A 25,214-nucleotide genomic window follows, 5' to 3' on the forward strand; every position below is an offset into this window, starting at 1 on the left:
GTCGCAGCTGGCGCATAGCGCAATGAAGAACTGATTCCAACCCCACGACTACAGGAGCCTCCCATGCAACCATGCCATCGTCTTCGCGCCCCGTGCGCTGGAGCACGCTCATGAGCGGCGCATTGCGCCTGTCCGGCCATGCCAAGGACCTGGGCGGCGGCTTCACCGTGCGGCGCCTGCTGCCTGCCGTGCAGTGCCGCTCGGTAGGGCCGTTCATCTTCTTCGACCATTTCGGCCCGGTGTCGGTGGTGCCCGGCGCGGCGCACGATGTGCGGCCCCATCCGCACATCGGCCTGGCCACGGTGACCTACCTGTTCTCCGGCGCCATCATGCACCGCGACAACCTGGGCTACGTGCAGCAGATCGAGCCCGGCGCCATCAACTGGATGACGGCCGGCAACGGCATCGTGCACTCCGAGCGCCGGCCCGAGAGCTTGGCCGACATGACCTATGTGAACCACGGCATCCAGCTGTGGGCCGCGCTGCCGGTGGCTGCCGAGGAGGTCGATGCCTCCTTCGTGCACACGCCGGCCGCTGCCATTCCCGAGGTGCAGGTCGGTGATGCGGTGGTGCGTGTGCTGATCGGAACCGCCTTTGGCCAGACCTCGCCCGTGGCGACCTATGCGCCCACGCTGTACCTGGACGTGCAACTGCCTGCGGGCGGCGTGCTGGAATTGCCGGCGGCCCTGGCGCAGGAAATGGCCCTCTACCCCGTGGATGCCGAGCTGCTGCTCGACGGCGAGCCCTTGCCCGACCACACCCTGGCGGTACTGCCCGCAGGTGCTGCGGCGGCGCCCGTGCGGCTGCAGGCCGGCGACAGCGCCGTGCGCCTGATGGTCATCGGTGGCGACGCGCTCGACGGGCCGCGCCACATGTGGTGGAACTTCGTCTCCAGCCGCAAGGAGCGCATCGTGCAGGCCGCCGGGGACTGGGAAGCAGGCCGCATGAAGGTGGTGCCAGGCGAAACGGAATTCATCCCGCTGCCGGAGCACCGTTTCCGCGCGGATTGAGCAAGGGTCCACTGAAACCGAGAAATCGGCGCCGATTTCTCGGTTTCAGTGGACCAGTCAGGCCCCTTCAGGCTTGTCGGTGGACAGGTCGGCCGCCAGCACCCGGCGCTCGTCGAAGACGAAGCAGCCGCCGTGGTAGTGGGCGCCATCGGTTTCCTCGAAATACTTGAGGATGCCGCCTTCGAGTTGGTAGACATGCGGCAGGCCTTCCTCGCGCATGAGGATGGCGGCCTTCTCGCAGCGGATGCCGCCCGTGCAAAAGCTCACCACCGTCTTGTCGGCGAGTTCCTCCTTGTGGGCACGCAGGGCCGGGGGGAACTCGGTGAACTTGTCGATGCGCCAGTCGATGGCGTTGTCAAATGTGCCGTGGTCGACCTCGAAGGCGTTGCGGGTGTCTAGCGTCACCACCTCGCGGCCTTCGTCGTCGTGGCCCTGCGCCAGCCAGCGGTGCAGCGTGGCCGGCGTCACCGCCGGGGCGCGGCCTGTGGAGGGCTGGATGGTGGGGTGGTCCATGCGGATGATCTCGCGCTTGACCTTGACCAGCATTTTGCGAAAGGGCACCGTGTCCGACCAGCTCTCCTTGGGCGCCAGGTCGGCAAAACGGGCGTCGGTGCGCAGCGCATCCACGAAACCGCGCACCGCTTGGGCCGGGCCCGCCAGGAAGAAGTTGATGCCTTCCTCGGCCAGCAAGATGGTGCCCTTGAGCTGCGCCGCAGTGGCGCGCTCGTGCAGCAGGTCGCGCAACGCATGCGCATCGGGCAGCGGCACGAATTGGTAGCAGGAGATGTTGAGGACGTCGTTCACGGCGATGGCCTGTTTACACGGGTTCTGGGAAAGGAGTGTTCTGCCGGGGGCGACTCTCCGGACGGGCGCGGTTACGGCCTGATTGTCGCGCTGCTGCCGGCCCCTGGCCTGTAGCCTGGCGGGTTGCCCGCCAGGTTCCCTCAGGGGGCGGGTACCAGCAGCGTGGTCTCGATCTTGTTGGCCAGCTGGGCGATGGCCAGCGACGCCGGGCAGCCCGGCGTGTTGAGCAGCAGCAGCTGGCGGCGCATCACGGCGTCGCGCACCGACGGGTCGGCCGGGATGTCGCCCATGTGGATCAGCCGCACGCCGCGGCCGGTCTCGGTGCTGACGAAGCGGTCCAGCACCTGCTGCAGCTGGCTGGTGATGGCCCGGCCATCGCCCGGGCGGGCGGCCTGGTTGATCACCATGCGCACATGCTGGCGCTTTTGCTGCATGGCCAGCACCTTGATGGCGGCGTAGGCGTCGGTCAGCGAGGTGGGCTCGGGCGTGGCCACGATCAGCACCTCGGAGGCCAGCGAAATCGAGAACAGCACCACGTCCGAGATGCCGGCGCCGGTGTCCAGCAGGATCACGTCGTAATTGGGCGCCAGTGCCTGGATCACATTCAGGAACTGGTTGCGCACCTCGGGCGTGAGGCGCGAATACTCCACCATGCCCGAGCCGGCCAGCAGCACCGAGAAGCCGCCGGGCGCCTGGATCACGGCGTCTTCCAGCAAGGCCTTGCCGGTGAACACGTCGTGCAGGGTGATCTTGGGGTGCAGATTGAGCACCACGTCCAGGTTGGCCAGGCCCAGGTCGGCGTCGAGCACCAGCACACGCTGGCCGCGCCGCGTGAGCGCCGCCGCGAGGTTGGCCGACACGAAGGTCTTGCCCACGCCGCCCTTGCCGCTGGTGATGGCAATGATGCGCGCACCAGTGGCCGCCGCGCCGGGAGGGCGTCCGGGCGAGGGGGGGGCGTCGGAGGATGTGGGTGGGGGGGACAGCGCGTCGCTCATCTTCTAACTTTCAGTTGGCGCTGCCTGTTGGGTCCAGCGGGGGCAGATCGCCCCAGCCCGAGGGGGTGTACAAGGGGCCGAACAACAGGCTCTTCTCTTCGGCACTGACGGTGCTGTCGGGCTGCTCTTCGATGCTCACCCGGTTGCGGCCCGACGATTTGGCCTGGTAGAGCTGGTGGTCGGCCCGGTCGGTCCACAGCAGGGTGGTCGAACGGATCCATTGCAGGGCGAAGGCCCCGCCAACGCTCACCGTGACATTCAGTTCCACGGAGGGCGAGATTCTGACAGGTGTGTTGGCCACGGCACGGCGGATGCGTTCTGCAACCACCTTGCCAAACGCGGCCTGGCAGGCGGGCAGCACCACCGCGAACTCCTCGCCGCCGTAGCGTGCCAGGGTGTCCATGGGGCGCACGCAGGCGCTCAGGGTGCGCGCCACCGACTGCAGCACCACGTCACCAGCCAGGTGGCCATGGGTGTCGTTGACCGCCTTGAAGTGGTCGATGTCCAGCATCAGCAGCAGGGCCGCCTCGCCCGAGCGCGTCACGCGGTCGATCTCGCGCTCGAGCACGGCGCGAAAATGCCGACGGTTGGCCAGCCCGGTGAGGGGGTCCTTGAGGGAGAGTTCGCACAGACCGTCGATCAGGCCCTGGAGGTAGCGCGACGGTGCCTCGCGTTGCAGGGAGGCTTCGCTGCCGGCCGCCTGCGCCACGAGGGCGTGTGCAATGTCCAGACGCAGATCGCGCAGGTCTACGAGATGAGAGGCCGCAGAGTCAGACACAAATGGATAAGGCAGAGTTCGTTCAGTGTAGCAGCGGGACGGCGCAAAAATGCAGCTTCTGGGCGGGCCGTGGGGTGATACGACTCAGGTGGCTGCACCCTCAGGGTCGGGCGGTGGTATCTGCTGCAGCGCCTGCAGGGCCTCGGCGTCGGTGCGGTACATCTGCAGCCCCGGGCCGGGTTCTAGCAAGCCGGCGCGGCGCAGCACCTGGTCCACCGGCAGTTTCATGCCGCTCACGTGCAGTATGCCGCCACGCGCCTGCATCAGGGCGCGCAGCGCGGCAAAGGTCTCCACGCCGGTGATGTCGATGCGGTTGATGGGCTGGGCCATGAGGCACAGGTGGACGATGGCGGGGTCGGCGGCCAGGTGGTCGATCACATGCCGCTCCAGCGCGCTGGCCGAGCCGAAATCGAGCTCCGCATCCATGCGCAATGCCAGCAACTGGGGGGCCAGGGGCGGCAGGTGCCACAGGTGGCGGTCGCGCAGGCTGCCATCGGGGTGCAGGCCGACCTCGATAATGCGCGGGTGCAGGCGCTGGTACAGAAAGTGGCTCAGGTTCATCACCAGCCCCACCAGCACGCCCCAGTACATGCGCGGTGCGGTGGCCAGCGTCAGCGCAAAGGTCACGCCGGCCATCACAGCCTCGACACGCGAGATGCGCCACAGGCGCAGCAGGGTGGCGGGCTTGATGAGGCTGGTTACCGCCGTGACCACCACGGCCGCCAGCACCGACTGCGGCACGTGGTAGAGCGCCGGCGTGAGCCACAGCAGCACCACCAGCACCAGGGCGATGGCGAACACCGTGGCCCAGCCGGTGCAGGCACCGGCATACAGGTTGATGGCCGAGCGCGAGAACGAGGCGCTGGTGGCAAAGCTGCCGCACAGGCCGCTGCTGATCTTGGCCAGGCCCTGGCCGATCAGGTCCTGGTTCTCGTTCCAGCGCTCGCCCGAGCGCTGGCTCTCCACCTTGGCGCTGGAGGCGGTTTCGAGAAAGCTCACCAGCGTGACCACCAGCACCGGCATCACCAGTGCGGAAAACTGCGACCAGGACAGCAGGCCCGGCCAGTACAGGGACGGCAGCCCCTCGGGCAGCGTGCCGACCACCGAGCCGCCACTGTCGGCATAGCCCAGCGCCCAGCTCAGCGCCCCGGCAGCACCCACGACCACGATGGCGGCCGGAAAGTTCGGGCGCCAGCGCCGGGCCAGCACCAGCAGCGCCAGGCTGCCCAGGCCGAAGGCGGCAGCCACCAGGTCGAAATGGCCCAGCGACGGGGTGGACCACAGGGCGCCGAGGTCCGAGCGCAGGCCGGTGAAGGCGCGCAACTGGGAGGCCAGGATCAGCAGCGCGGCCGCCTGCGTGAAGCCGCTGAGCACGGGCGAGGTCACCAGGTTCAGCAGCCAGCCAAAGCGTGCCATGCCCATCACCAGCTGCAGCAGGCCCGAGAGCAGGGCCATCCACGCCGCCAGGGCCACCCACTGCGCGCTGCCGGGCTCGGCCAGCCCGGTCAGGGAGGCGCCGATCAGCAGGCTGGTGAGGGCCGTGGGCCCCACGCCCAGCCGGGTGGAGGAGCTGAACAGCACGGCCACCAGGGCCGGGATCAGCGAGGCGTAGATGCCGGTCACCAGCGGCATGCCGGCCAGGGCCGCATAGGCCACGCCCTGTGGCACCAGCATCAGCCCCACGGTCATGCCGGCAGAAAACTCTCCTTTGAGCAGGCGGCGGTCGGGGCGGGGCCAGGCGAGAAACGGAAACCAGCGGGACAGGGAGGGCAAGGAAGGCATGGCCCCGATTGTCGCGCGCTTGTGCGGGCTGCCTGGCGTCCTACAGCCACTTCGGAGCTATCCGACCCTGTGCGCGCGTCGGTTTGCCTAAAGTACGAAGCATGTTTCAACCCGCAAGGAGCTTTCCCATGAACACCGCAACTACCGCTCAGCGCCCCCTTCACCGCATCGCCAGCGTGCTGGCCGTCAGCGCTCTGGCGCTGGGTCTGGCTGCTTGCAGCAAGACCGAAGACGCCACCGTGGGCCAGCGCCTGGACTCGGCCGTTGACCGCACCGAGCAGGCTGCCACCGAAGCCCGCATCAAGGCCGAGAGCGCCATGCAAAGTGCCGGCAACAAGATGGAGCAAGGCTCGCAGACCGCGATGGAAAAGATCGACGACGCCACCATCACAGCCCAGGTCTCTGCAGGCCTGGCCAAGGATCCTGACCTGAGCGCCATCAAGATCAATGTGGATACTGTCAATGGCTCCGTGACGCTCAACGGCCCCGCCACCACGCCTGCCGCCAAGGAGCGTGCCGAGACGATTGCCACCGCCGTGAAGGGCGTTACCTCGGTCAACAACCAGTTGACCGTCACACCGAGCTAAGGCACAGCCGTACCTGACGGCTTGCACCGGGCCCCGGGACTGTAAAGATACCGGACCCCACGCGCACCGGGCAGGGATGGACTTGCGACCCGCCAGTCGGGCAGCGAGCAGGCTGCCTCCTTCATCTTCATTGCGAGGACTGGCATTCGAAGACCGCCCATGCAAGTAATGCGTGCAATTCAAGCCATCGGCCATGCCCTGGCCTTTGCCTGCCCCCGAACAGGGGCCATGGCAAAAGAGCCGCGCCGCACAAGGTGATCCTTGTGCGGCGCGCTACCATTGGCTGCATGCAAGACCATGCCACCGACATCGCCTCCCGCCTCGTCCACCACGATTACCTTCCGCCTGCGGGCTTTCAGGCCCCCCAGACTGCCGTCTACAAGGCCTCGACCGTGATCTTCCCCAACGTGGCCGCCATGCGCAGCCGCGAGTGGAAGGACAAGAGCGGCTACACCTACGGCCTGCATGGCACCCCCACCACCTTCATCCTCGAAGAGCGCCTGTGCGCCCTGGAGGGCGGCCTGCAGTGCCTGTTGGTCCCGAGCGGCCTCGCAGCGATTGCCAATGTGGCACTGGCGCTGCTCAAGCCCGGCGATGAACTGCTGATTCCCGACAATGTCTATGGCCCGAGCAAGGACCTGATCCACGGCGAGCTGCGCCGCTTCGGCATCACGCATGCGGTCTACGACCCGCTCGATCCGGCCGATCTGGCCGCGCGCATCACGCCTGCCACCCGCCTGGTCTGGCTTGAAGCGGCCGGCTCGGTCACCATGGAATTCCCCGACCTGTGCGAGCAGGTGCGCATTTGCCGCGCGCGCGGCGTCACGACGGCGCTGGACAACACCTGGGGTGCGGGCCTGGCGTTCGCGCCGTTCGACCTGCTGGGCGACGGCAGCCTGGGCGTGGACATCTCGGCCCACGCCCTCACCAAGTACCCCAGCGGCGGCGGTGACGTGCTCATGGGCAGCATCGTCACGCGCGACGAGGCGCTGCACATGCAGCTCAAGCTCACCCACATGCGCCTGGGCCTGGGCGTCGGTGGCAACGATGCCGAGGCGGTGTTGCGCTCGCTGCCCAGCATCGGCCTGCGCTACCGCGCTCACGACGAGGCGGCGCGCTCCCTGGCGTCCTGGATGCAGGGCCAGCCCGCCATCGCCCAGGTGCTGCACCCGGCATTGGCCGGTGCGCCGGGCCATGACCACTGGAAGGCGCTGTGCGGCGCAGCCTATGGCGGTGCGGGCGCGGCGGCCGGCCTGTTCAGCGTGGTGATCGATGCGCGCTTCGGCCAGGACCAGGTCGACGCCTTCTGCGACGGCCTGCGCCTGTTCAAGCTGGGCTACAGCTGGGGTGGGCCCATGAGCCTTGTGGTTCCTTATGAGCTGGCGCGCATGCGCGGCCGGCCCACGGCGCACCTGAAGCCCGGGACGCTGGTGCGGTTTTCCATCGGCCTGGAGGCGGTGGAGGACCTGCGCCAGGACCTGCAGCAGTCCCTGCAGCGGGCCTTTGCCCCCGCTTGACGGGCGCGGGGGTATGTCGGCAAACACAGGCCTAGCTGTTACAGTGGGCCTCTACTTCAGGAAGCAAACACCTTGGCAACACCCAACTACGGATACGAAAAGCGCCAGCGCGAGCTCGCAAAAAAGCAAAAAAAAGAAGAGAAGCTGCGCTCCAAAACCCAGCGCAGGCCGGATGACCCACAGGGTGACCAGCCAGCCGGTGGCAATGGCGATGGCGCACCGGGCGGCAACCAGCCCACGGGCGCACCAGGCGGCTGAGCCTTTGACCGCCGTGTCCGGCACCCTGCCGCGCCGCAACGGCCGCAGGCGGGTCCGGCAGCACGGCGCTCAGCGCAGCAGCTTTTTCAGCTCTGGCCACACGTTGGCCAGCATCTGCGGGTGCGCCTCTGCACGCGGGTGAATGCGGTCTGCCTGGAACAGGCGGGTAGGGTCCGGGCCATCGGCCACGCCCTTGAGAAAAAACGGCACCACGGCCACTTTTTTGGCCTGGGCCACGGTGGTGAACAGGCCGGCAAACCGGTTCGCGTAGTCGGTGCCATAGTTCGGCGGCACCTGCATCCCCACCAGCAAGACCTTGGCCCCGGCCTTTTGCGCCGCATCGGTCATGGCGCTCAGATTCTCTTCGGTGTTCTTGAGCGGCAGGCCGCGCAGCGCGTCATTGCCGCCGAGCTCGATCACCACCACGGCAGGCTTGTGCTGGGTCAGCAGGGCGGCCAGGCGTGAGCGCCCGCCCGAGGTGGTCTCGCCGCTCACGCTGGCATTGACCACGCGGCGCTCGATCTTTTCCTCCTGCAGCCGCTTTTCCAGGAGGGCCACCCAGCCGGCGCCGCGCGCCAGGCCGTACTCGGCGCTCAGCGAATCGCCCAGCACCAGAATGGCCGGCGCGCCTGGCGCGGAAGATGCAGGCGCCTGTGCCCAGGCTGCGGGGGCGCAAACCCCTGCCAAACCCAGGATGCCTGCCGAGAGGATAAAGTGGCGCCGATACTGCAGATGTCGAATCAAAGCAAAGAACCTTTCATGTCCGAATCTTCCCCATCGCCCGTGACCCCCATTATTGCCGTCGAGCATGTCTTCAAGTCGGTCACGGATTCGACCGGTACGCTGGACATTCTGCGGGATATCGATTTCCGCCTGGCGCCAAGGGAAACTGCGGCCATCGTGGGGGCTTCGGGCTCTGGCAAGAGCACGCTCCTGTCCATCATCGCCGGGCTCGATACGCCCACGCGCGGCACGGTGCGCCTGGACGGCCATGACCTCTTCGCCATCGACGAGGACGAGCGCGCCGCGCTGCGCGCGCAGAAGGTGGGCTTCGTGTTCCAGAGCTTCCAGCTCATGGGCAACCTCACCGCGCTGGAGAACGTGATGCTGCCGCTGGAGCTGGCCAACCGGCGCGACGCGCGCAAGGCCGCTGCCGACATGCTGGCCCGCGTGGGCCTGGGCCAGCGCCTTTCGCACTATCCCAAGGTGCTCTCGGGCGGCGAGCAGCAGCGCGTGGCGCTGGCGCGAGCCTTCGTGGTGCACCCGGCCGTGCTGCTGGCCGACGAGCCCACGGGCAGCCTGGACTTTGCGACGGGCGAGACCATCATGCAGCTCATGTTCGAGCTCAACCGCGAGCAGGGCACCACGCTGGTACTGGTCACGCACGACCGCGGCATCGCCGCGCGCTGTGAGCGGCGCATCACCATTGATGCCGGGCAGGTTGCTGAGAACTAGGCTACCCCCTGAGGCGCTTCGCGCCTTCCCCCTGGAAGGGGGACGCCACCGGTGGCCTGGCAAAGCCAGTTCCACGGTGGCACTGGCCTTGACGCGCCAGTTGCATGGGCCTACAGCGCCATCGACAGCTGATAGGGAATCAGCTTCGTCCAGTCGATAATCAGGGCATGTCTTCCCCCAAAGTTCTTTTCGGCTTCCACGCCGTGGGCGTGCGTCTGAAGACCGCGCCCAAATCCGTCATCGAGATCTACTACGAGGTCACGCGGCGCGATGCGCGCATGCGCCAGTTCCTCGACCGGGCCCGCGAGGCCGGTGCCCGCCTGATCGAAGCTGACAGCGAGCGCATCGCCAAGCTGGCCGGCAGCCATGGCCACCAGGGCGTGGCGGCGCGGGTGGAGCCCGTGGCCCAGATCACCTCGCTCGACGAGCTGCTGGAGAACCTCGAAGCCGCTGGCGTCGAGAACCCGCTGCTGCTGGTGCTCGACGGCGTGACCGACCCGCACAACCTGGGCGCCTGCCTGCGCGTGGCCGATGGTGCCGGTGCCCATGCCGTCATCGCCCCCAAGGACCACGCCGTGGGCATCAATGCCACGGTGGCCAAGGTCGCCAGCGGAGCGGCCGAAACCATGCCCTACTTCATGGTCACCAACCTGGCGCGCACCCTGGGCGAGCTCAAGGAGCGCAACATCTGGTGCATAGGCACCAGCGACGATGCGCCCAAGACCGTCTACCAGGTGGACTTGAAGGGCCCCGTGGCCCTGGTGCTGGGCGCCGAGGGCGACGGCATGCGCCAGCTCACGCGCAAGACCTGCGACGAGCTGGTCAGCATCCCCATGAAGGGCGCGGTGGAAAGCCTCAATGTGTCTGTCGCCAGCGGCGTCTGCCTCTACGAGGCGCTGCGCCAGAGGACTTGACCGTATGCAGGAGGATCGCCTGGACACCGTGCGCGCCTGGGTGCAGGAGGCCCGGCACATCGCCGTGCTCACCGGCGCGGGCGTGAGCGCCGAATCGGGCGTGCCCACCTTTCGCGATGCGCAGACGGGCTACTGGGCCCAGTTCCGCGCCGAGGACATGGCCACCGAGGAGGGCTTTCGCGCCCATCCCGAGCGGGTCTGGAACTGGTACCAGCACCGGCGCCAGTTGATGGAGGGCGTGGCGCCCAACGCCGGGCACCTGGCGCTGGCGGCCTTCCAAGCGGCCCACCCGGGGCGGCTCACGCTGATCACCCAGAACGTGGATGGCCTGCACCAGCGCGCGGGCAGCACGGGCGTGCTGTGCCTGCATGGCGATCTGTTCGCCAACCGCTGGCTCGACACGCCGCGCAACTGCTGCCACATCGACGATGCAGTGGCCGGCAGCCCGCCGCATTGCGACCGCTGTGGCAACCGGCTGCGCCCCGGCGTGGTGTGGTTTGGTGAAATGCTGCCGCTGGCCGTGTTCGAGGCCGCTGAGCGGGCGGCGCAGGATTGCGACCTCATGCTGGTCGCCGGCACGGCAGGCGCCGTGTACCCGGCTGCAGGCCTGGCGCGCCAGGCGCGTGCGGTCGGTGCCCGTGTGGTCGTGGTCAACCCCGCCCCCAGCGAACTCGACGATGCCGCAGATGCCGTGCTGCGCGGTACGTCGGCAACCCTGCTGCCGCAGTTGCTGCAAGCCTGATCGGGCTACGCCTGGTTCAGGGGGCATGCCCCAAAATTGTGCGCTTTGTGCGACAGACTGTCGCAGACCGGACAAGTTGTCACGGGCCGTGCCTGTAGCCTGCGCCACCTTTGCACAATTCTCCGGGCACCTTCACACCATGAGCCGTCGTCACTTTCTCCTGCGCGCCACCCAGATGGCTGCGGCCACCAGCCTGCCTGTGTGGGCTTCCACGGCGAGCGCTGCCGAAGAACCGATGTCGGCCAGGCACATCAACCTGGGCTGCTCCATTGCCCTGACCGGGCCGCTGGGCCAGGCCGGCATCGAGCAGGTGGCGGGCATGAAGGCCGCGTTTGCCGAGCTGAACCAGGCCGGCGGCGTGCACGGCCGCGAGATCCGCATGGACGCCAAGGACGATGCCTACGTCGCCAGCCGCACCCTGCAGAACGTGACGCAGATGCTGGAGGCGCAGTCCATCTTCGCGCTGATCTCGCCCCTGGGAACGGCCAACACGGCCGCCATCCTGCCGCTGATCGAAGGCAAGGGCATCCCCACCGTGGGCCCCATCACGGGTGCGCCCTCGCTGCGCTCGGCCGAGCAGCGCAACGTGTTCTTCGTGCGCCCGAGCTACCGCGACGAAACCCAGCGCCTGGTCAAGCAGGTGGTGGAGATGGGCCTCAAGCGCATTTCCGTGGTCTACCTGGACAACCCCTTTGGCAAGGAAGTGCTCAAGGACATGTCGCGCGCGCTCGATGAGATCAAGGTCGAGCGCGCCGGCGAATTCGCCCTGGCGGTGGACGGCAAGAATGGTGCCGAGCTGGCCGAGAAGGTGGCCGCAGAGCGCCCGGGCGCCGTGCTGCTGGCCACCACCGGCACGGCCAACACGGCTTTCGTGCTGCCATTCCGTGCCAAGGCGGCCGGCGTGCCGCTGGCCGGCCTGTCGGTCACGGTGATCTCGTCGGAGCTGCCCAAGCTGGCCGCCGCCACGCGCGGCATGGCCCTGGTGCAGGTGTTCCCGGACGCGAATTCGCAAAAGTCGGTGGTGGTGCGCAAGTTCCAGAGCACCATGAAGGCCACGGGTGCCAATGCCGCCTTCATCAACAGCGGCAGCTCCCTGGAAGGCTGGGTCAATGCCCAGATCATGATCGAAGGCCTGAAGAACGCGGGCAAGGACCTGACCCGCGACAAGCTGCGCAATGGCCTGGCGGGTATCCGCTCGCTCTCGTTCGGCGACTTCAATGTCGGCTTTGGCAGCAAGGCACCCTACGTGGGCTCCGACTCGATCTACCTGGCCATCTACGCCGAGAACGCGCGCCGACTGAGCTGAGCCAAGGCCTTTCCCTGCATGCCTGCGGTCGGCGCACCAAGCGGCTGCGCCAGGCTCACAGGTACCACCGCCACGCCTGCAGCATGCCTTGCGCGGTGGCTTCGCTGCCGGTGAATGCCGCGAGCACGTGCGCCACCTGCGCGCGGCTGCTGGCCTTGAGCTCATAGGTGTCGTCGAGCGCATCGTCGCCCAGGGCCGCCAGGGCGTTGGCCACCGTGGCGATGGCGCCCAGCGCGGTGGGCAGGTCATCGGCAAAACGGTTCGGGTCGTTGAAGTTTCCTCGTCCCGCCATGTCGAACCAGACGCTACCGTCGTTGCGGTCCAGGATGAATGGGTTGGCGCCTTCCTGCGCGATCACCAGCCAGTGTGCAGGCCAGCCCTTGATCGGGTTGTCGGGGTTGCGTGACCAGGCATAGCCGTCCTGCCGTGCCCAGAGCTTGTGCAGCGGCGGCACGTCCACCGGGTTGCCCCCCGCGTTGATGGCGAGGCCCACCGGGCCTACCGACGCATGCCAAGTCTCGCCCCAGGGCCCCACCTCGCGGTAGAAGGCCTCCACGATGGCGGGCAGAGGGAAGGGCCCTTGCCAGTCGCTGGCGGGCTGGGGTTGCAGGTGGCCCCAGGGGGCGAGCAGCGGGCGCAGGCGGTCGAATGGCGCCACCATGGTCACTCCGAATGCACGTCGGTGAAGGCACCGTTGGCGGTGTTGATGTGGACGAGCTGGCTTGGCTCCCAGGGAATCTCGTAGCCCACCGAGCAGGCACTTTGCGTGGCCCCCGGGCCGTGGTCGGGATGCACTTCGATGAAGCAGGGCGTCAGAAAGCCCCAGAGCGTGCCTTCATTCAATGCAACCCCCGGTGGCACCACCTCGCATTCGAGCAGAAAGGCAACGAGCGCCGGGGTGGCGTCGTCGCGGATCTGCCGGGCATTGGCGAGCAAGCGCGAGAAAGCCTGGGCCTGCGCTGCCGTCGGCCCCTGTTTGGCGCCATGCACGCGCAGGGCAAATCCGTCGCCCAGGTGGGCAATGCCGACCGTTCCTTCCCAGACCTTGGACTGGCCTTCGGCGGACAGGGCACCGAAGGGTGCTGCCTGCAGGTTGCGGGTGAACATGCCCATGGGGTCCTTTGCGGCGGGTGTGGGGGTGCCCAAGTATCCTGCAGGATCCGCGCACTCGGCGATCCTCCCTGCTGCGGTACCGCCTGCAGATACCTGCGGTGCCTGCGGCGAACCCCGTGCCTGCGGTCGTCCTGCACAGGGCGGGGCCTGCCTGCAACCCGCCTGGGGAATATTTGGCTTGGCGTTTTGCGCAAGGCATGCCTAAGATGTTTCCAACGGGGGGCAGGGGGGTGAGCGACGGCCAGGCCCCTTCACGAAAAGGGCTGTATGGCATCTGATTTCTCCGGGGCCTACTGGGAGCACAATCCTGACGCGCTGCTGGTCATCGCGCCGGACGGTGCTGTCCTGCACTGGAACCCGGCAGCGGAAGCCACCTTCGGCTACACCGAGGCCGAGGCCCGGGGCCGCAGCCTGGCACAGCTGATTGTGCCGCCGGACCAGGTACACGACGAGGAGTCGATCTGCGCCGAAGCCCTGCAGTCCGGCGTGTCCGTGCACGAGTCGGTGCGCCGGCGCAAGGATGGCTCGCTGGTCCATGTGAACGTGTCCACCCGGGCTGTCTTTGGCGAGGGCGGTCAACTGGCCTACTTTCTGTCGAGCAAGAAGGACGTCACCCAGCTCAAGGTGCTGCGCGATGCCAAGCTGGTCGAGGCGCGCTTTCGCGACCTGCTCGAATCCACGCCCGATGCCATCGTGATGGTCAACGCCACCGGGCGCATCGTGCTCGTGAACTCGCAGGCCGAGCGGGTATTCGGCTACCCCCGGGCCCAGTTGCTGGGGCAGGCGGTCGAGGTGCTGCTGCCCCAGCGCTACCGCAACGCCCACCTGGGGCACCGCAGCGGCTTTTTCGTCCAGCCGCGCACGCGCACCATGGGGGCGGGTCTGGAGCTGTATGGTGTGCGCAGCGACGGCAGCGAGTTTCCGGTGGAAATCAGCCTGAGTCCGCTGGAAACGGAAGAGGGCACCATGGTGATGAGCGCCATCCGCGACATCACGGCGCGCAAGAAGGCCGACCAGAAGTTCCGCGACCTGCTCGAATCGGCGCCCGATGCCATGGTGATCGTGGACCGGGATGGGAACATCGTGCTGGTCAACTCCCAGGCCGTCAAATTGTTCGGCTGGGCGCGCGAGGAGCTGCTGGGCCAGCCGATCGAGCTGCTGGTGCCCACGCGCCACCGCGGCCAGCACCCGCGGCACCGAGGGGGGTTCTTCACCGAGCCGCGCACCCGCTCCATGGGGGCAGGTCTGGACCTGTACGGCCTGCGCAAGGATGGCTCCGAGTTTCCGGTCGAGATCAGCCTGAGCCCGCTGGAGACCGAAGAGGGGCTGTTCGTCTCCAGTGCCATCCGCGACGTGACCGAGCGCAAGCGCTTCGAGCAGGCGCTGCGCGACAAGAACCTGGAGCTGGAGAACGCCGCGCTGGTCAAGGACCGCTTCCTGGCCAGCATGTCGCACGAGCTGCGCACGCCGCTCAATGCCGTCATCGGCTTCACCGGCACCCTGCTCATGCGCTTGCCGGGGCCCCTCAACGCCGAGCAGGAAAAGCAGCTGCGCATCGTGCAGACGGGCGCGCGCCACCTGCTGTCGCTGATCAATGACCTGCTGGACGTGGCCAAGCTGCGCGATGGCAAGCACGTGCTTCAGTGGGAGATGGTGGATTGCTGCGCAGTGGTGGAGGAGGTGGCTGCGACCTTGGGCCCTGATGCGCAGCGCAAAGGCCTGGCCTTCGTGGTGAGCATGCCCGAGCATGCAGTCCTTGTCCGCACCGACCGGCGCGCCCTCGCCCAGGTGGCCATCAACCTGGTGGGCAATGCCATCAAGTTCACGGGCCAGGGTCAGGTGCTGGTGCAGCTCGATGCGCCGGACCCGGCCAGCCCGCGGCTGAGCCTGCGCGTGCAGGACACCGGGCCCGGCATCCCCCTGGCGGACCAGTCGCGGCTGTTCGAGCCGTTCTCCCGGGTGGAGGGTGCCGAGCGGCACCAGGAGGGTTCGGGCCTGGGCCTGCACCTGAGCCGCAAGCTCGCCCAGGCGCTGGGCGGCGACATCACGCTGCACAGCCGGCCAGGCGAGGGCAGTACCTTCATTCTTGATTTGCCGGGAGCCCAGGGATGACCGCCCGCATCCTGGTCATCGAAGACGACGAAGCCAGCCGCATGCTGGTGACTTACCTGCTGGAGGCCGATGGCTACCAGGTCTACAGCGCGTCCAACGGGCGCGATGGCGTGCGCGCCGCGCTGGAGCATGGGCCCGATCTCATCCTGTCGGACCTGCAGATGCCGGTCATGGACGGTTACGAGGTGGCCAGGCTGCTGCATGCCGACCCCGGCTGGCGCCGGGCTCCGCTGGTCGCCGTGACGGCTTTTTCCATGCCCGGAGACAGGGAGAAGGCGCTGGAGGTGGGCTTCCAGGACCACATCTCCAAGCCCATCGACCCGGAGCGCTTCGTGCGCCAGGTCGAGGCCTATCTCTCGCCGTCATCGCGGGCGGTACGCCCGCCGCGGTGATCCACAAGCAAGGAGGGCGGCAGCCATGGCAAAGATCCTCGTCGTGGACGACCAGGCCCCCAACCGGGCCCTGGTCGTCACGCTGGTGCGGCATGGCGGCCATGAGGCCCTGGAGGCCGTGGACGGTGCGCAGGCGCTGGCTCTGGTGCGCGCCGAGCGGCCGGCGCTGGTGATCTCGGACATCCTCATGCCCACCATGGACGGCTACGAGTTCGTGCGCCAGCTGCGCTCCGATCCCGCGCTGGCGGCCACCCGGGTCATCTTCTACAGTGCCCACTACCAGGGGGAGCAGGCGCGCAGCCTGGCGCTGGCCGGAGGCGTCTCGGAGGTGCTGGTCAAGCCCTGCGAGCCGCAGGACATCCTGCGCGCCATCGAACGCACGCTGGCGCAGGCGGCTCGCGGCTTCGAGGGCGCACCCCCGGTCGTGGAGCCAGCCTTCCGCTCCCAGCACCTGCGCCTGGTGACCGACAAGCTGCGGGGCAACGTGGTGGAGCTGGAGGCCACCAACCGCCGGCTGGCGGCGCTCACCGAGCTCAATCTGCAGCTGGCCTCCGAGCGCGACCCGGCCATGCTGCTCAACAAGGTCTGCACGGGAGCACGCGAACTCATAGGCGCCCAGTACGCCGTGCTGTGCGCCGTGCGCAAGCCGGGCGATGCGTCGCTGGTGTGCACCAGTGGCATCGACCCGGTGCTGGCGCGCTCGCTGCCTGCGCCCGATGCCTCGTCAGGCCTGCTGGGGCGGCTGCAGACGGAGCGCCGCTCGCAGCGGCTGCTCAACCCCGGCGGCGACCCCACCATGGCGGGTCTGCCGCAGGGCTACCCGCCGCTGTACTGCGCGCTGGAGGCGCCGGTCACCTCGCTGGCTTCGTCCTATGGCTGGATCTGCCTGGCCAACAAGGAGGGGGCCGACCACTTCAGCGCCGAGGACGAACGCATCCTGTCCATCCTGGCGGCCCAGGTGGGGCGCATCTATGAAAACGGCAGCCTCTACCTGGAGGTGCAGCGCCATGCCGAGCAACTGCACATCGAGGTGATCGAGCGCCGGCGGGCCCTGGAGGAGCTGCGTGCCAGCGAGGCCAGATTGCACCGGGCGCAGGTGCTGGCCAAGATCACCCACATCATCAGCGGACCGGGCGGGCAGTTCGAGAGCTGGCCCGCCACGCTGGCGCAGATGCTGCGGCGCGACCCGAACACCATGCCGGCGTCTGCCCGGGAATGGATCGGCATGGTGTACGCCGACGACCGTGCACTGGTGCGCAGCATGGCCTTGCAGGCGGTGCGCGAAGGCGTGCGCATGGACTTCACCTACCGCCTGTGGCGTGCCGATGGGGCGCTCTTGCACCTGCGCCAGGTGATGGAGCCGCTGCCCGGCGAAGGCGCTGCCCCCGAAGGCTTGCGCTGGTTCAACACCATCCAGGATGTCACGGCGCAAAAGCGGGCCGAAGAAGCGCTGCGCGAGAGCGACCGGCGCTTCAACGAACTGCTCGACAAGGTCGAGATGGCCTCGCTGATGCTGGACCGCAACGGCTGCATCACCTACTGCAACGACTGCCTGCTGCGCCTGACGGGCTGGGAGCGCGGCGAGATCTTCGGACGCAACTGGTTCGAGCTGTTCCTGCCGCCGGGCATGGACGGCATGCAGCGGGGGTTCGAGGACATGCTGGCCGACCGGCCGGCCGCCTGGCATTTCGAGCAGGAGATCCTTACGCGGTCCGGCGGGCGCCGGCTGGTGTACTGGAACAACACGGTGCTGCGCTCCGTCGATGGCGAGGCCATGGGCATCGCCTGCCTGGGCGAGGACATCACCGAGCGGCGCGAGGCCGAGCTCAAGATCAAGCGCCTCAACCGCGTCTATGCCGTGCTCAGCGGCATCAGCACGCTGCTGGTGCGCATGCGCAGCCGCCAGGAGCTGTTTGCCCAGTCCTGCGACATCGCGGTGCGGCACGGGAAGTTCCGCATGGCCTGGATCGGCCGGGTCGACCGCGCGGCGCAGCAGGTGATTCCCATGGCCATCGCCGGCACCGACCCGGACTTCTTCGACGACCTTGCCGGCCGCCTGTCGTATGCGGACGAGCCCTCGGGCGTCTACAGCCTCACGGCCACGGTGGTGCGAGAAAAGCGCGCCGTGGTCTGCGACCAGGTCGAAGGCGATCCCCGGGTGCTGCTGCCGGCCAGGCTGCAGGCCCGTTCGGTGGCCTCCCTGGCCGTGCTGCCCCTGTTGGTGGCACACGAGGTGGTGGGCGTAATGGCGCTGTTTTCCGACGAGGCCAGCTTCTTCGATGCCACCGAGATGAAGCTCCTGGGCGAGCTGGCCGGCGACATCAGCTTTGCGCTTGACCACCTCGAAAAATCCGACCGCCTGAACTACCTGGCCTACTACGATGACATCACCACCTTGCCCAACCGCACGCTGTTTCTGGACCGCGTGAACCAGCACATGCGTGCGCGCGAGGGCCACCGGCCGCAGGGTGCGCCCTTCCTGGGGGTGGCGCTGATCGACGTGAACCGCTTTCGCATCGTCAACGACACGCTGGGGCGCTCGCTGGGCGACGAGCTGCTCAAGCTGGTGGCGCAGCGCCTGCAGTTGCATGCCAGTGCGATGGACATGCTGGCGCGCATTGGCGTCAACAGCTTTGGCGTGGCCGTGTGCGAGGCGCGCGATGCGAGTGCGGTGGCCATGGCCGTGGACCACCTGGTGCGCGCCTGCTTCGACGAGCCCTTCCAGCTGGGCACGCAGGAGCTGCGCATCACTGCGAAGGCGGGCGTGGCCCTGTTCCCCATGGATGGCGGCGATGCCGAGGCGCTGCTGCGCAATGCCGAGGCCGCGCTCAAGAAGGCCAAGGCCTCGGCCGACGCGCTGATGTTCTACACCTCGGAGATGAATCTGCGCGTGGCCGAAGCGCTGAGCCTGGAGAACCACCTGCGCGAAGCGCTGGAGCGCGGCGAGTTCGTGCTGCACTACCAGCCCAAGCTGCACCTGGCCAGCGGCGAGGTGACCGGCGCCGAGGCCCTGATCCGCTGGAACGACCCGCGGCGCGGCCTGGTGCCGCCGGGGCAGTTCATCCCCATCCTCGAAGAGACCGGCCTGATCTACGACGTGGGCCGCTGGGCCCTGGGCCAGGCGCTGGCCGACAACCTGCGCTGGCGCGCCGCAGGCCTGGCGCCAATACGGGTGGCGGTGAATGTCTCCTTCCTGCAGCTGCGCCACCGGGGTTTCATCGAACAGGTGCGCGCGGCTGTGGCGCACGGCCCAGAGGCTGCTGCCGGGCTGGAGCTGGAGATCACCGAGAGCATGGTGATGGACGACGTGCAGCACAGCACCCAGAGCCTGCACGCCATCCGCGAGATGGGCATCACCGTGGCCATGGACGATTTCGGCACCGGCTTTTCCTCGCTGAGCTACCTGGCCCGGCTGCCGCTCGACACGCTCAAGATCGACCGCTCGTTCATCCTGCACATCGCCGCCGGCCCCAAGGGCAGCGCGCTGGTGTCCACCATCATCAACCTGGGGCATTCGCTGGGGCTCAAGGTCGTGGCCGAAGGGGTGGAGACCGAGGAGCAGTCTCGCCTGCTGGCGCTGCTGGGCTGCGACGAGATCCAGGGCTTTCTCTACAGCCGGCCCGTGCCGGCCGATGTGTTCGAGCAGCAGTTCCTGCGCGGCGCGCAGCCCGCCAGTTGATGAGGACATTGCTGCCCGGCGGCGGTTCGCAGCTGCCCTATGATTTGGGGCTCTGCATTTGAATGCCAGGCCCATGGGCGAAGAACACGACTACCAGCGACCATCCCCAGCGGACGACCAGACGCGCCGCGCACTGCGCACCAACACCCTGGCCATCCTGGCCTTCTGGCTGGTGGTCATGGGGCTTCTTTACTTCGGCATGAAGCAATTCATGGCGCCGCGCGGTGCCACCGTCACCTCCACCGGCTCGCTGGTGATACCGCGCCACAACGACGGCCATTTCCGCGTGGCGGGTACCGTCAACGGGGTGCCGGTGAACTTCATGGTGGACACAGGCGCGAGCCTGATCGCGGTGACCGATGCGGTGGCGAAAAAGGCCGGCCTCACGGGCGGCGTGCCCACCACCTTCCGCACGGCCAATGGCAACCGCGAGGGCAAGGTCTCGGTTTCCGACTCCATCACCGCGCGCAACCTTGCGGTCTCGGGCCTGCGCGTGGGCACGGGCTACACCGGCGAGAGCGAAGACGACGCCCTGCTGGGCCAGAACTTTCTGCGCCAGTTCGACGTGGAGATCAAGCGCGACTCCATGGTGCTCAACCCGCGCGGCAGTTGAAAAAAGGCACCGGCACGCCGGTGCCGGGCCTCAGCCCTTCTTCTGCACGGACTTGATGATGCTGGAGAAATCCAGCGCGCCATGGCCCGCCAGGCTGTGCGCCGCATACAGGTTGCGCGCCAGGCCGCCCAGGGGCGTGGCGGCCTTCACGGCGGCGGCATTCTCCTGCGCCAGGCCCAGGTCCTTGAGCATCAGGTCGGTGCCGAAGCCGCCGGCGTAGCCCTTGCTGGCGGGCGCGGTCTCCATCACGCCGGGCATGGGGTTGTATTTTTCGAGCGCCCAGTTGCCGCCCGAGCTGCGGCGCATGATCTCCGACAGCACCTTGGGGTCCAGGCCATTGGCCACACCCAGGGCAATCGCTTCGCTGGTGCCGGCCATCAAAATGCCCAGCAGCATGTTGTTGCAGATCTTGGCCGTCTGGCCCGCACCCACGCCACCGGCGTGGAAGATATTGGCGCCCATCTTTTCGAGCACGGGGCGCGCACGCTCCAGGTCGGCCTCGTCGCCGCCGACCATGAAGGTCAGCGTGCCGGCAATGGCGCCCCCAGTGCCGCCCGATACCGGCGCGTCGATGAAGGCCACGCCCTTGGCCTTGGCGGCCTCGGCCACCTTGCGCGAGGTCGCGGCGGCGATGGTGGAGCAGTCGATCACCAGCGTGCCGGCCGGCAGCTGGGCCAGCAGCTCGCCGGTGCCCAGGAACAGGCTGTCCACATGCTGGCTGGCGGGCAGCATGCTGATGACCACTTCTGCGCCCTGCACGGCGGCCGATGCATCGGCTGCAATGGCCACGCCATCGGCCGCCAGCTTGTCGCGCGCGGGCTGCGAGAGGTCGAAGGCCCGGACTTCGTGGCCCGCCTTGTGCAGGTTCGCGGCCATGGGGCCGCCCATGTTGCCCAGACCGATGAATGCGATTTTCATGTTCGTATCTCCTTGGTGTCGTTGTGATGTGGAAAGGGGGTCAATCCGTGACGATGTCTGCGCCCCGGCCAGCGAGTTCCTCACGCAGCACGGAGCGGTGGCAGCGCGCCTCGCTCTCGCAGTAGCAGCCGACCGACATGGCACCATGGTGCGAAAGGGTGGCCAGCAGGTCCAGCGTGCGGCTGGTCTCGGGCTGGGCCAGTTCCTTGCGGAAGTGTTTGGCGAAGGCCTGCCACTATTTGTCGCTCTGCGCCTGCTGGCCCTGGGCCATGAGTTCGGCGCTGGGCGAGAGCAGGGGGTACCACACGTCGTACCAGTTCTGGCTGCCGAACTCGGCTTTGGGCACGCCGCGTGGCGGCCGGCGCACGGTGCCGATGCGGGTGCCTTCACCGGGGGCACGCGGGGTGCCGAGGCGGACGATGCGAAGTGGCATGGTGGTGGCTTCCTGGGTGGCGCGTCAGTCGTCGGCCTCGAAGATGCTGTGGCGCTTGGTCGCTGGCTTCTTTTTGGTGGCGGTGCCTGGCTTTTTTGTGGCCGGGCTGGCCTTGGCAGCGGCCGACTTGCGCGGCGGCGTGGCCTTGGCCTGGGGGTTGTATGCCAGGGCCGTGTCGATCCAGAAGCTCCACTGCGTGCGCGTGGCGTAGCCATTGGGCTCGATCCAGAAGTAGCCCTTCATGCCGCCACCGGGCGACAGCTCGCGCGTGTTCTGCATTTCCTGGAACTCCGGGTGGCGGTCCGGCGGCAGGCGCACCAGCAGCTCTTCGCCTTTGACGCCGATGCACAGCTTGCCATCCACGAAGAAGCAATAGCAGCCGAACATGGTGCGCTCGTCCCCATCGCTGCGCTGCGCCAGCGCGGCGCGCACGGCGTCGATCAGGTGCAGGGTCTCGTCGGAAAGGGGGCGGGCGGGCATGGGTTCGGCGGGCTCAGCGGATCACGTCAGGGGCATCGCCGTCGAGCATGCGCCGCGCAATGATCACGCGCATGATCTCGTTGGTGCCCTCCAGGATCTGGTGCACGCGCGCATCGCGCAGCAGCCGCTCCAGCGGGTACTCGCGGATGTAGCCGTAGCCGCCATGCAACTGCAGCGCCTCGTTGCACACGGTAAAGCCCACATCGGTGGCAAAGCGCTTGGCCATGGCGCAGTAGGTGCTCGCATTCGGGTCGCCCGCGTCGAGCTTGCTGGCGGCCATGCGCACCATCTGGCGCGCGGCCACTAGCTCGGTGACCATGTCGGCCAGCTTGAACTGTAGCGCCTGGAAGCTCGCAATCGGCTTGCCGAACTGCTTGCGGTCGTGCATGTACTGTTGCGCCTGCGTGAGCGCGCCCTGGGCCGCGCCCACCGAGCAGGTGGCGATGTTGATGCGACCGCCGTCCAGGCCCTTCATGGCAATCTTGAAGCCCTCGCCCTCGCGGCCGAGCAGGTGGTCGGCCGCAATGCGCACGTTGTCGAAGCTGATGGTGCGCGTGGGCTGGCTGTTCCAGCCCATCTTTTCTTCTTTCTTGCCGTAGCTGATGCCCGGTGTGTCGGCCGGCACCGCAAAGGCCGAGATGCCGCCCGCACCCGAGGCCGCATCACCCGTGCGGGCCATCAGCACCAGCACGTCGGTGGCGCCCGCGCCCGAGATGAAGGCCTTCGCGCCATTGATCACGTACTCATGCCCCACCAGCTCGGCCCGGGTCTTGAGCGAGGCCGCGTCCGAGCCCGCGCCGGGCTCCGTCAGGCAGTACGAGGCGAGCTTTTCGCCGGTGGTCAGCAGCGGGCCCCAGTGGTCGCGCACGGCCGGCGTGGCCCAGGTGCCCAGCATCCAGGTCGCCATGTTGTGGATGGTGATGAAGGCCGTGGTGGACGGGTCCACCGCCGCCAATTCCTCGAAGACCAGCGTGGCATCGAGCCGCGGCAGGGCCAGGCCGCCCGCAGCCTCGGGCGCATACAGGCCGCAAAAGCCCAGCTCGCCGGCCTTGGCAATGGCCTCCTTGGGGAAGATGCCTTCGGCGTCCCAGTGCGCCGCGTGAGGCGCGAACTCGGCCCGCGCAAAGTCGCGGGCCGTCTGGGCAAAGGCGCGTTGTTCTTCGGAGAGCTCAAAGTCCATGGTGTCTGTCTCGCTGTCGTCTTTGTTGTTCTGTTGGGGCAATGCGCTCAAGGCTTGGCGGGGCTGTCCATGCTGAGCCAGCGCATCAGCCCCTTGCGGCGCTCCTGCGTCTCGCGGGTCAGGCACTCGTGGTAAAGCCGGGGCCCTTCGGGCTGCTGCTCGCTGGCACGCGTGGCCTGCTTGCACTGCGTGGTGCGCGCGCGCAGCCAGGCCGAATGCTCCTGGCGCAGCTGCGGGCGCTCATGCGCCGACAGGGCTCGCATCACGTCGCCGTAGAGCACGGCCATGGTGGTGTCTGCCGTCTGGAAATCCTGCACTGCGCAGGCATTGGTCTCGGCCACCGTGCCGCCTTGCCGGCAGGCGGCACCGGCCTGGGCGAGTGCGATGGATGGACCCATGAGCAAGGGTAGGGCGCAGGCAATGGCCTGGGCAGCAAGGCGCGACATGGTGGCTGGCGGGGAGGGCAATGGATCTCGGTACATGCAGCCGATTTCACCATGCCCTGCCAGCCATGCCCTCACAACGCACAGCGCCGCCTGGGGCCATTTTTACTTCAGGCTGATCGTGGTGTTCACACCATGCGAGGTGGTGCTGTCGTCGAACCAGCGGGCCGTCACGGTCTTGGTCTGGGTGTAGAACATCACCACCTGCTTGCCGTAGGGGCCCAGGTCGCCGAGCTTGGACGCGCGCGAACCCGTGAACGAGAACAGCGGCACCGGCACGGGGATTGGCACGTTGATGCCGACCTGGCCCACGTCGATCTCTTCCTGGAACTTGCGCGCTGCGGCACCCGACTGGGTGAAGATGGCCGTGCCGTTGCCGTTGGGGTTGCTGTTGATGAACTCGATGGCTTCGTCGATGTCGGCTGCAGGCACCAGGGCCAGCACGGGGCCGAAGATTTCCTGGTCGTAGATGGCCATGCCGGGCTGAACGTTCGAGAAGATGGTCGGGCCCACGAAGTTGCCCTTTTCGTAGCCGGGCACCGTGGGCTTGCGGCCATCGAGTTCCAGCGTGGCGCCGTCGGCAATGCCACGTTTGATCAGGCTCTCCACGCGCTCCAGGGCGGCGCAGGACACCAGCGGGCCCACGTCGGTGCCCTTTTCGGTGCCGCCGTTGATCTTGAGCGTCTTGGCCTTGGCCACCAGCTCGGGAATCCACTTTTGCGACTCGCCCACCAGCACCACCACGGGCAGTGCCATGCAGCGCTGGCCGGCAGCGCCGAATGCGGCGCCGGCGATGGCGTTGAGCGTCTGCTCCTTGTTCGCGTCGGGCAGGATGATGGCGTGGTTCTTGGCGCCCATCATGCACTGCGCACGCTTGCCGGCCAGGGTGGCGCGGTTGTACACATGCGTGCCCACCTTGGTGGAGCCCACGAAGGAGACGGCCTTGATGTCCTTGTGGTCGCAGATCGCGTTCACGGCCATTTCGCCGCCGTGGATCACGTTGAGCACGCCGGGTGGAATGCCGGCTTCCAGCGCCAGTTCCACCAGGCGCATGGTCACCATCGGGTCCTGCTCGGAGGGCTTGAGCACGAAGGTATTGCCCGTGGCGATCGCCATGGGGAACATCCACAGCGGGATCATCGCCGGGAAGTTGAAGGGCGTGATGCCGGCGCACACACCGAGCGGCTGCAGCAGGGTGTAGGTGTCCACGCCACCGGCCACGTTGTTGGCCAGCTCGCCCAACTGCAGGTTGCCGATGCTGGCGGCATGCTCCACCACTTCCAGGCCGCGGAACACATCGCCTTCGGCGTCGGGCAGGGTCTTGCCCTGCTCGGCCGTCAGGATAGCGGCCAGCTCGGCCATGTTCTCGCGGATCAGCTGCTGGTACTTGAGGAAGATGCGGGCACGGGTGCCGATGGGTGTCTTCTTCCAGGTCTTGAAGGCGTCCTTGGCCGAGGCCACGGCGGCATCGATCTCTTCGGCCGTTGCAAACGGCACACGGGCCAGCACCTGTTGCGTGGCCGGGTTCACCACGTCACGCCACTCGGTGGTCTTGGACTCGACGAACTGGCCGCCGATCAGCAGCTTGACGGTGGGGGCCAGTACGGCCGAAGAGGTAGGTGCGTTCATCGGGTTGTCTCCTGAAAGTGGGGGCGCGAAAACGGGGAAGTATCTGGCAACCTGTGCATGGTAGCTGTGCAAAA

At 67.8% G+C, this 25,214-nt stretch carries 24 protein-coding genes and 1 pseudogene; 12 read left to right on the forward strand and 13 right to left on the reverse strand.

Features of this window, described 5'->3' with window-relative positions:
* The first annotated feature begins 110 nt into the window (after positions 1–110).
* Positions 111–1,010 (forward strand): pirin family protein, encoded by a 900-nt coding sequence (locus ASE28_RS30425; RefSeq protein WP_057269735.1) that lies wholly within the window; start codon positions 111–113, stop codon positions 1,008–1,010.
* A gap of 57 nt (positions 1,011–1,067) precedes the next feature.
* Here ASE28_RS30425 and ASE28_RS30430 read toward each other — a convergent pair whose 3' ends face one another.
* The 4 genes from ASE28_RS30430 to ASE28_RS30445 all read right to left on the reverse strand — a co-directional run bounded on the left by ASE28_RS30430 (position 1,068) and on the right by ASE28_RS30445 (position 5,369).
* Positions 1,068–1,814, reverse strand: coding sequence for a sulfurtransferase (locus ASE28_RS30430; RefSeq protein WP_057269736.1), 747 nt, complete (start codon positions 1,812–1,814; stop codon positions 1,068–1,070).
* A 140-nt stretch (positions 1,815–1,954) separates the two neighbouring features.
* The gene (locus ASE28_RS30435) at positions 1,955–2,809 is read right to left on the reverse strand and encodes a MinD/ParA family protein (protein WP_057203758.1); all 855 of its coding nucleotides are present in this window, start codon (positions 2,807–2,809) and stop codon (positions 1,955–1,957) included.
* Positions 2,810–2,819: 10 nt separating this feature from the next.
* Positions 2,820–3,587 (reverse strand): GGDEF domain-containing protein, encoded by a 768-nt coding sequence (locus ASE28_RS30440; protein ID WP_057203757.1) that lies wholly within the window; start codon positions 3,585–3,587, stop codon positions 2,820–2,822.
* Between the two features lie 84 nt (positions 3,588–3,671).
* The gene (locus ASE28_RS30445) at positions 3,672–5,369 is read right to left on the reverse strand and encodes a SulP family inorganic anion transporter (RefSeq protein WP_057269737.1); all 1,698 of its coding nucleotides are present in this window, start codon (positions 5,367–5,369) and stop codon (positions 3,672–3,674) included.
* Positions 5,370–5,497: 128 nt separating this feature from the next.
* Here ASE28_RS30445 and ASE28_RS30450 point away from each other — a divergent pair, with 128 nt between their 5' ends.
* The 3 genes from ASE28_RS30450 to ASE28_RS30460 all read left to right on the forward strand — a co-directional run bounded on the left by ASE28_RS30450 (position 5,498) and on the right by ASE28_RS30460 (position 7,731).
* Entirely contained in the window at positions 5,498–5,956 is a 459-nt protein-coding gene (locus ASE28_RS30450) for a BON domain-containing protein (protein WP_057203755.1), read from the forward strand.
* Positions 5,957–6,243: 287 nt separating this feature from the next.
* A complete protein-coding gene (locus ASE28_RS30455; protein WP_057269758.1) occupies positions 6,244–7,473 on the forward strand; it encodes a PLP-dependent transferase in 1,230 nt (409 codons plus the stop codon).
* A 72-nt stretch (positions 7,474–7,545) separates the two neighbouring features.
* Positions 7,546–7,731: a hypothetical protein gene (locus ASE28_RS30460; protein ID WP_057203754.1), complete on the forward strand. Its 186-nt coding sequence runs from the start codon at positions 7,546–7,548 to the stop codon at positions 7,729–7,731.
* A 69-nt stretch (positions 7,732–7,800) separates the two neighbouring features.
* On the opposite strand, the gene ASE28_RS30465 is transcribed toward ASE28_RS30460, so the two are convergent.
* Entirely contained in the window at positions 7,801–8,475 is a 675-nt protein-coding gene (locus ASE28_RS30465) for an arylesterase (protein WP_057203753.1), read from the reverse strand.
* Between the two features lie 15 nt (positions 8,476–8,490).
* Here ASE28_RS30465 and ASE28_RS30470 point away from each other — a divergent pair, with 15 nt between their 5' ends.
* The 4 genes from ASE28_RS30470 to ASE28_RS30485 all read left to right on the forward strand — a co-directional run bounded on the left by ASE28_RS30470 (position 8,491) and on the right by ASE28_RS30485 (position 12,148).
* Positions 8,491–9,186 carry an ABC transporter ATP-binding protein gene (locus ASE28_RS30470; protein ID WP_007859298.1) on the forward strand — a complete coding sequence of 232 codons (696 nt, stop codon included), beginning with the start codon at positions 8,491–8,493 and terminating at the stop codon, positions 9,184–9,186.
* Positions 9,187–9,353: 167 nt separating this feature from the next.
* A complete protein-coding gene (gene rlmB / locus ASE28_RS30475) occupies positions 9,354–10,100 on the forward strand; it encodes a 23S rRNA (guanosine(2251)-2'-O)-methyltransferase RlmB (protein WP_007859295.1) in 747 nt (248 codons plus the stop codon).
* Positions 10,101–10,104: 4 nt separating this feature from the next.
* The gene (locus ASE28_RS30480; protein ID WP_057203752.1) at positions 10,105–10,842 is read left to right on the forward strand and encodes an NAD-dependent deacylase; all 738 of its coding nucleotides are present in this window, start codon (positions 10,105–10,107) and stop codon (positions 10,840–10,842) included.
* A 139-nt stretch (positions 10,843–10,981) separates the two neighbouring features.
* Entirely contained in the window at positions 10,982–12,148 is a 1,167-nt protein-coding gene (locus ASE28_RS30485; protein WP_057203751.1) for an ABC transporter substrate-binding protein, read from the forward strand.
* 55 nt (positions 12,149–12,203) lie between these two features.
* Here ASE28_RS30485 and ASE28_RS30490 read toward each other — a convergent pair whose 3' ends face one another.
* Both ASE28_RS30490 and ASE28_RS30495 read right to left on the reverse strand, forming a co-directional pair.
* A complete protein-coding gene (locus tag ASE28_RS30490; RefSeq protein ID WP_057203750.1) occupies positions 12,204–12,809 on the reverse strand; it encodes a hypothetical protein in 606 nt (201 codons plus the stop codon).
* A gap of 2 nt (positions 12,810–12,811) precedes the next feature.
* Entirely contained in the window at positions 12,812–13,255 is a 444-nt protein-coding gene (locus ASE28_RS30495) for a hypothetical protein (RefSeq protein ID WP_157412603.1), read from the reverse strand.
* Between the two features lie 273 nt (positions 13,256–13,528).
* On the opposite strand from ASE28_RS30495, the gene ASE28_RS30500 reads away from it, so the two are divergent.
* The 4 genes from ASE28_RS30500 to ASE28_RS30515 all read left to right on the forward strand — a co-directional run bounded on the left by ASE28_RS30500 (position 13,529) and on the right by ASE28_RS30515 (position 20,057).
* Positions 13,529–15,373, forward strand: a complete 1,845-nt coding sequence (locus ASE28_RS30500) for a PAS domain-containing sensor histidine kinase (RefSeq protein WP_057269738.1) — start codon at positions 13,529–13,531, stop codon at positions 15,371–15,373.
* Positions 15,370–15,765, forward strand: coding sequence for a response regulator (locus ASE28_RS30505; protein WP_057203747.1), 396 nt, complete (start codon positions 15,370–15,372; stop codon positions 15,763–15,765). The genes ASE28_RS30500 and ASE28_RS30505 overlap by 4 nt, the downstream gene beginning before the upstream one ends.
* A gap of 25 nt (positions 15,766–15,790) precedes the next feature.
* Positions 15,791–19,444, forward strand: a complete 3,654-nt coding sequence (locus ASE28_RS30510; protein WP_057269739.1) for an EAL domain-containing protein — start codon at positions 15,791–15,793, stop codon at positions 19,442–19,444.
* Between the two features lie 73 nt (positions 19,445–19,517).
* Positions 19,518–20,057, forward strand: a complete 540-nt coding sequence (locus tag ASE28_RS30515) for a TIGR02281 family clan AA aspartic protease (protein WP_057269740.1) — start codon at positions 19,518–19,520, stop codon at positions 20,055–20,057.
* Between the two features lie 30 nt (positions 20,058–20,087).
* On the opposite strand, the gene mmsB is transcribed toward ASE28_RS30515, so the two are convergent.
* The 6 genes and pseudogenes from mmsB to ASE28_RS30545 all read right to left on the reverse strand — a co-directional run bounded on the left by mmsB (position 20,088) and on the right by ASE28_RS30545 (position 25,140).
* Positions 20,088–20,975 carry a 3-hydroxyisobutyrate dehydrogenase gene (gene mmsB, locus ASE28_RS30520; protein WP_057269741.1) on the reverse strand — a complete coding sequence of 296 codons (888 nt, stop codon included), beginning with the start codon at positions 20,973–20,975 and terminating at the stop codon, positions 20,088–20,090.
* Positions 20,976–21,015: 40 nt separating this feature from the next.
* Positions 21,016–21,408: pseudogene (locus ASE28_RS30525) on the reverse strand (DUF488 domain-containing protein).
* A 24-nt stretch (positions 21,409–21,432) separates the two neighbouring features.
* Positions 21,433–21,888, reverse strand: a complete 456-nt coding sequence (locus ASE28_RS30530; RefSeq protein WP_057203743.1) for a TfoX/Sxy family protein — start codon at positions 21,886–21,888, stop codon at positions 21,433–21,435.
* A 13-nt stretch (positions 21,889–21,901) separates the two neighbouring features.
* Complete coding sequence (locus ASE28_RS30535) at positions 21,902–23,068, reverse strand: acyl-CoA dehydrogenase family protein (RefSeq protein ID WP_057269759.1); 1,167 nt, start codon at positions 23,066–23,068, stop codon at positions 21,902–21,904.
* Between the two features lie 47 nt (positions 23,069–23,115).
* Positions 23,116–23,514 carry a lysozyme inhibitor LprI family protein gene (locus ASE28_RS30540; RefSeq protein ID WP_057269742.1) on the reverse strand — a complete coding sequence of 133 codons (399 nt, stop codon included), beginning with the start codon at positions 23,512–23,514 and terminating at the stop codon, positions 23,116–23,118.
* A gap of 102 nt (positions 23,515–23,616) precedes the next feature.
* The gene (locus ASE28_RS30545) at positions 23,617–25,140 is read right to left on the reverse strand and encodes a CoA-acylating methylmalonate-semialdehyde dehydrogenase (RefSeq protein WP_057269743.1); all 1,524 of its coding nucleotides are present in this window, start codon (positions 25,138–25,140) and stop codon (positions 23,617–23,619) included.
* Positions 25,141–25,214: the final 74 nt, after the last annotated feature.

The sequence above is a fragment of the Acidovorax sp. Root219 genome, assembly GCF_001428665.1.
Lineage (GTDB): Bacteria > Pseudomonadota > Gammaproteobacteria > Burkholderiales > Burkholderiaceae_C > Acidovorax.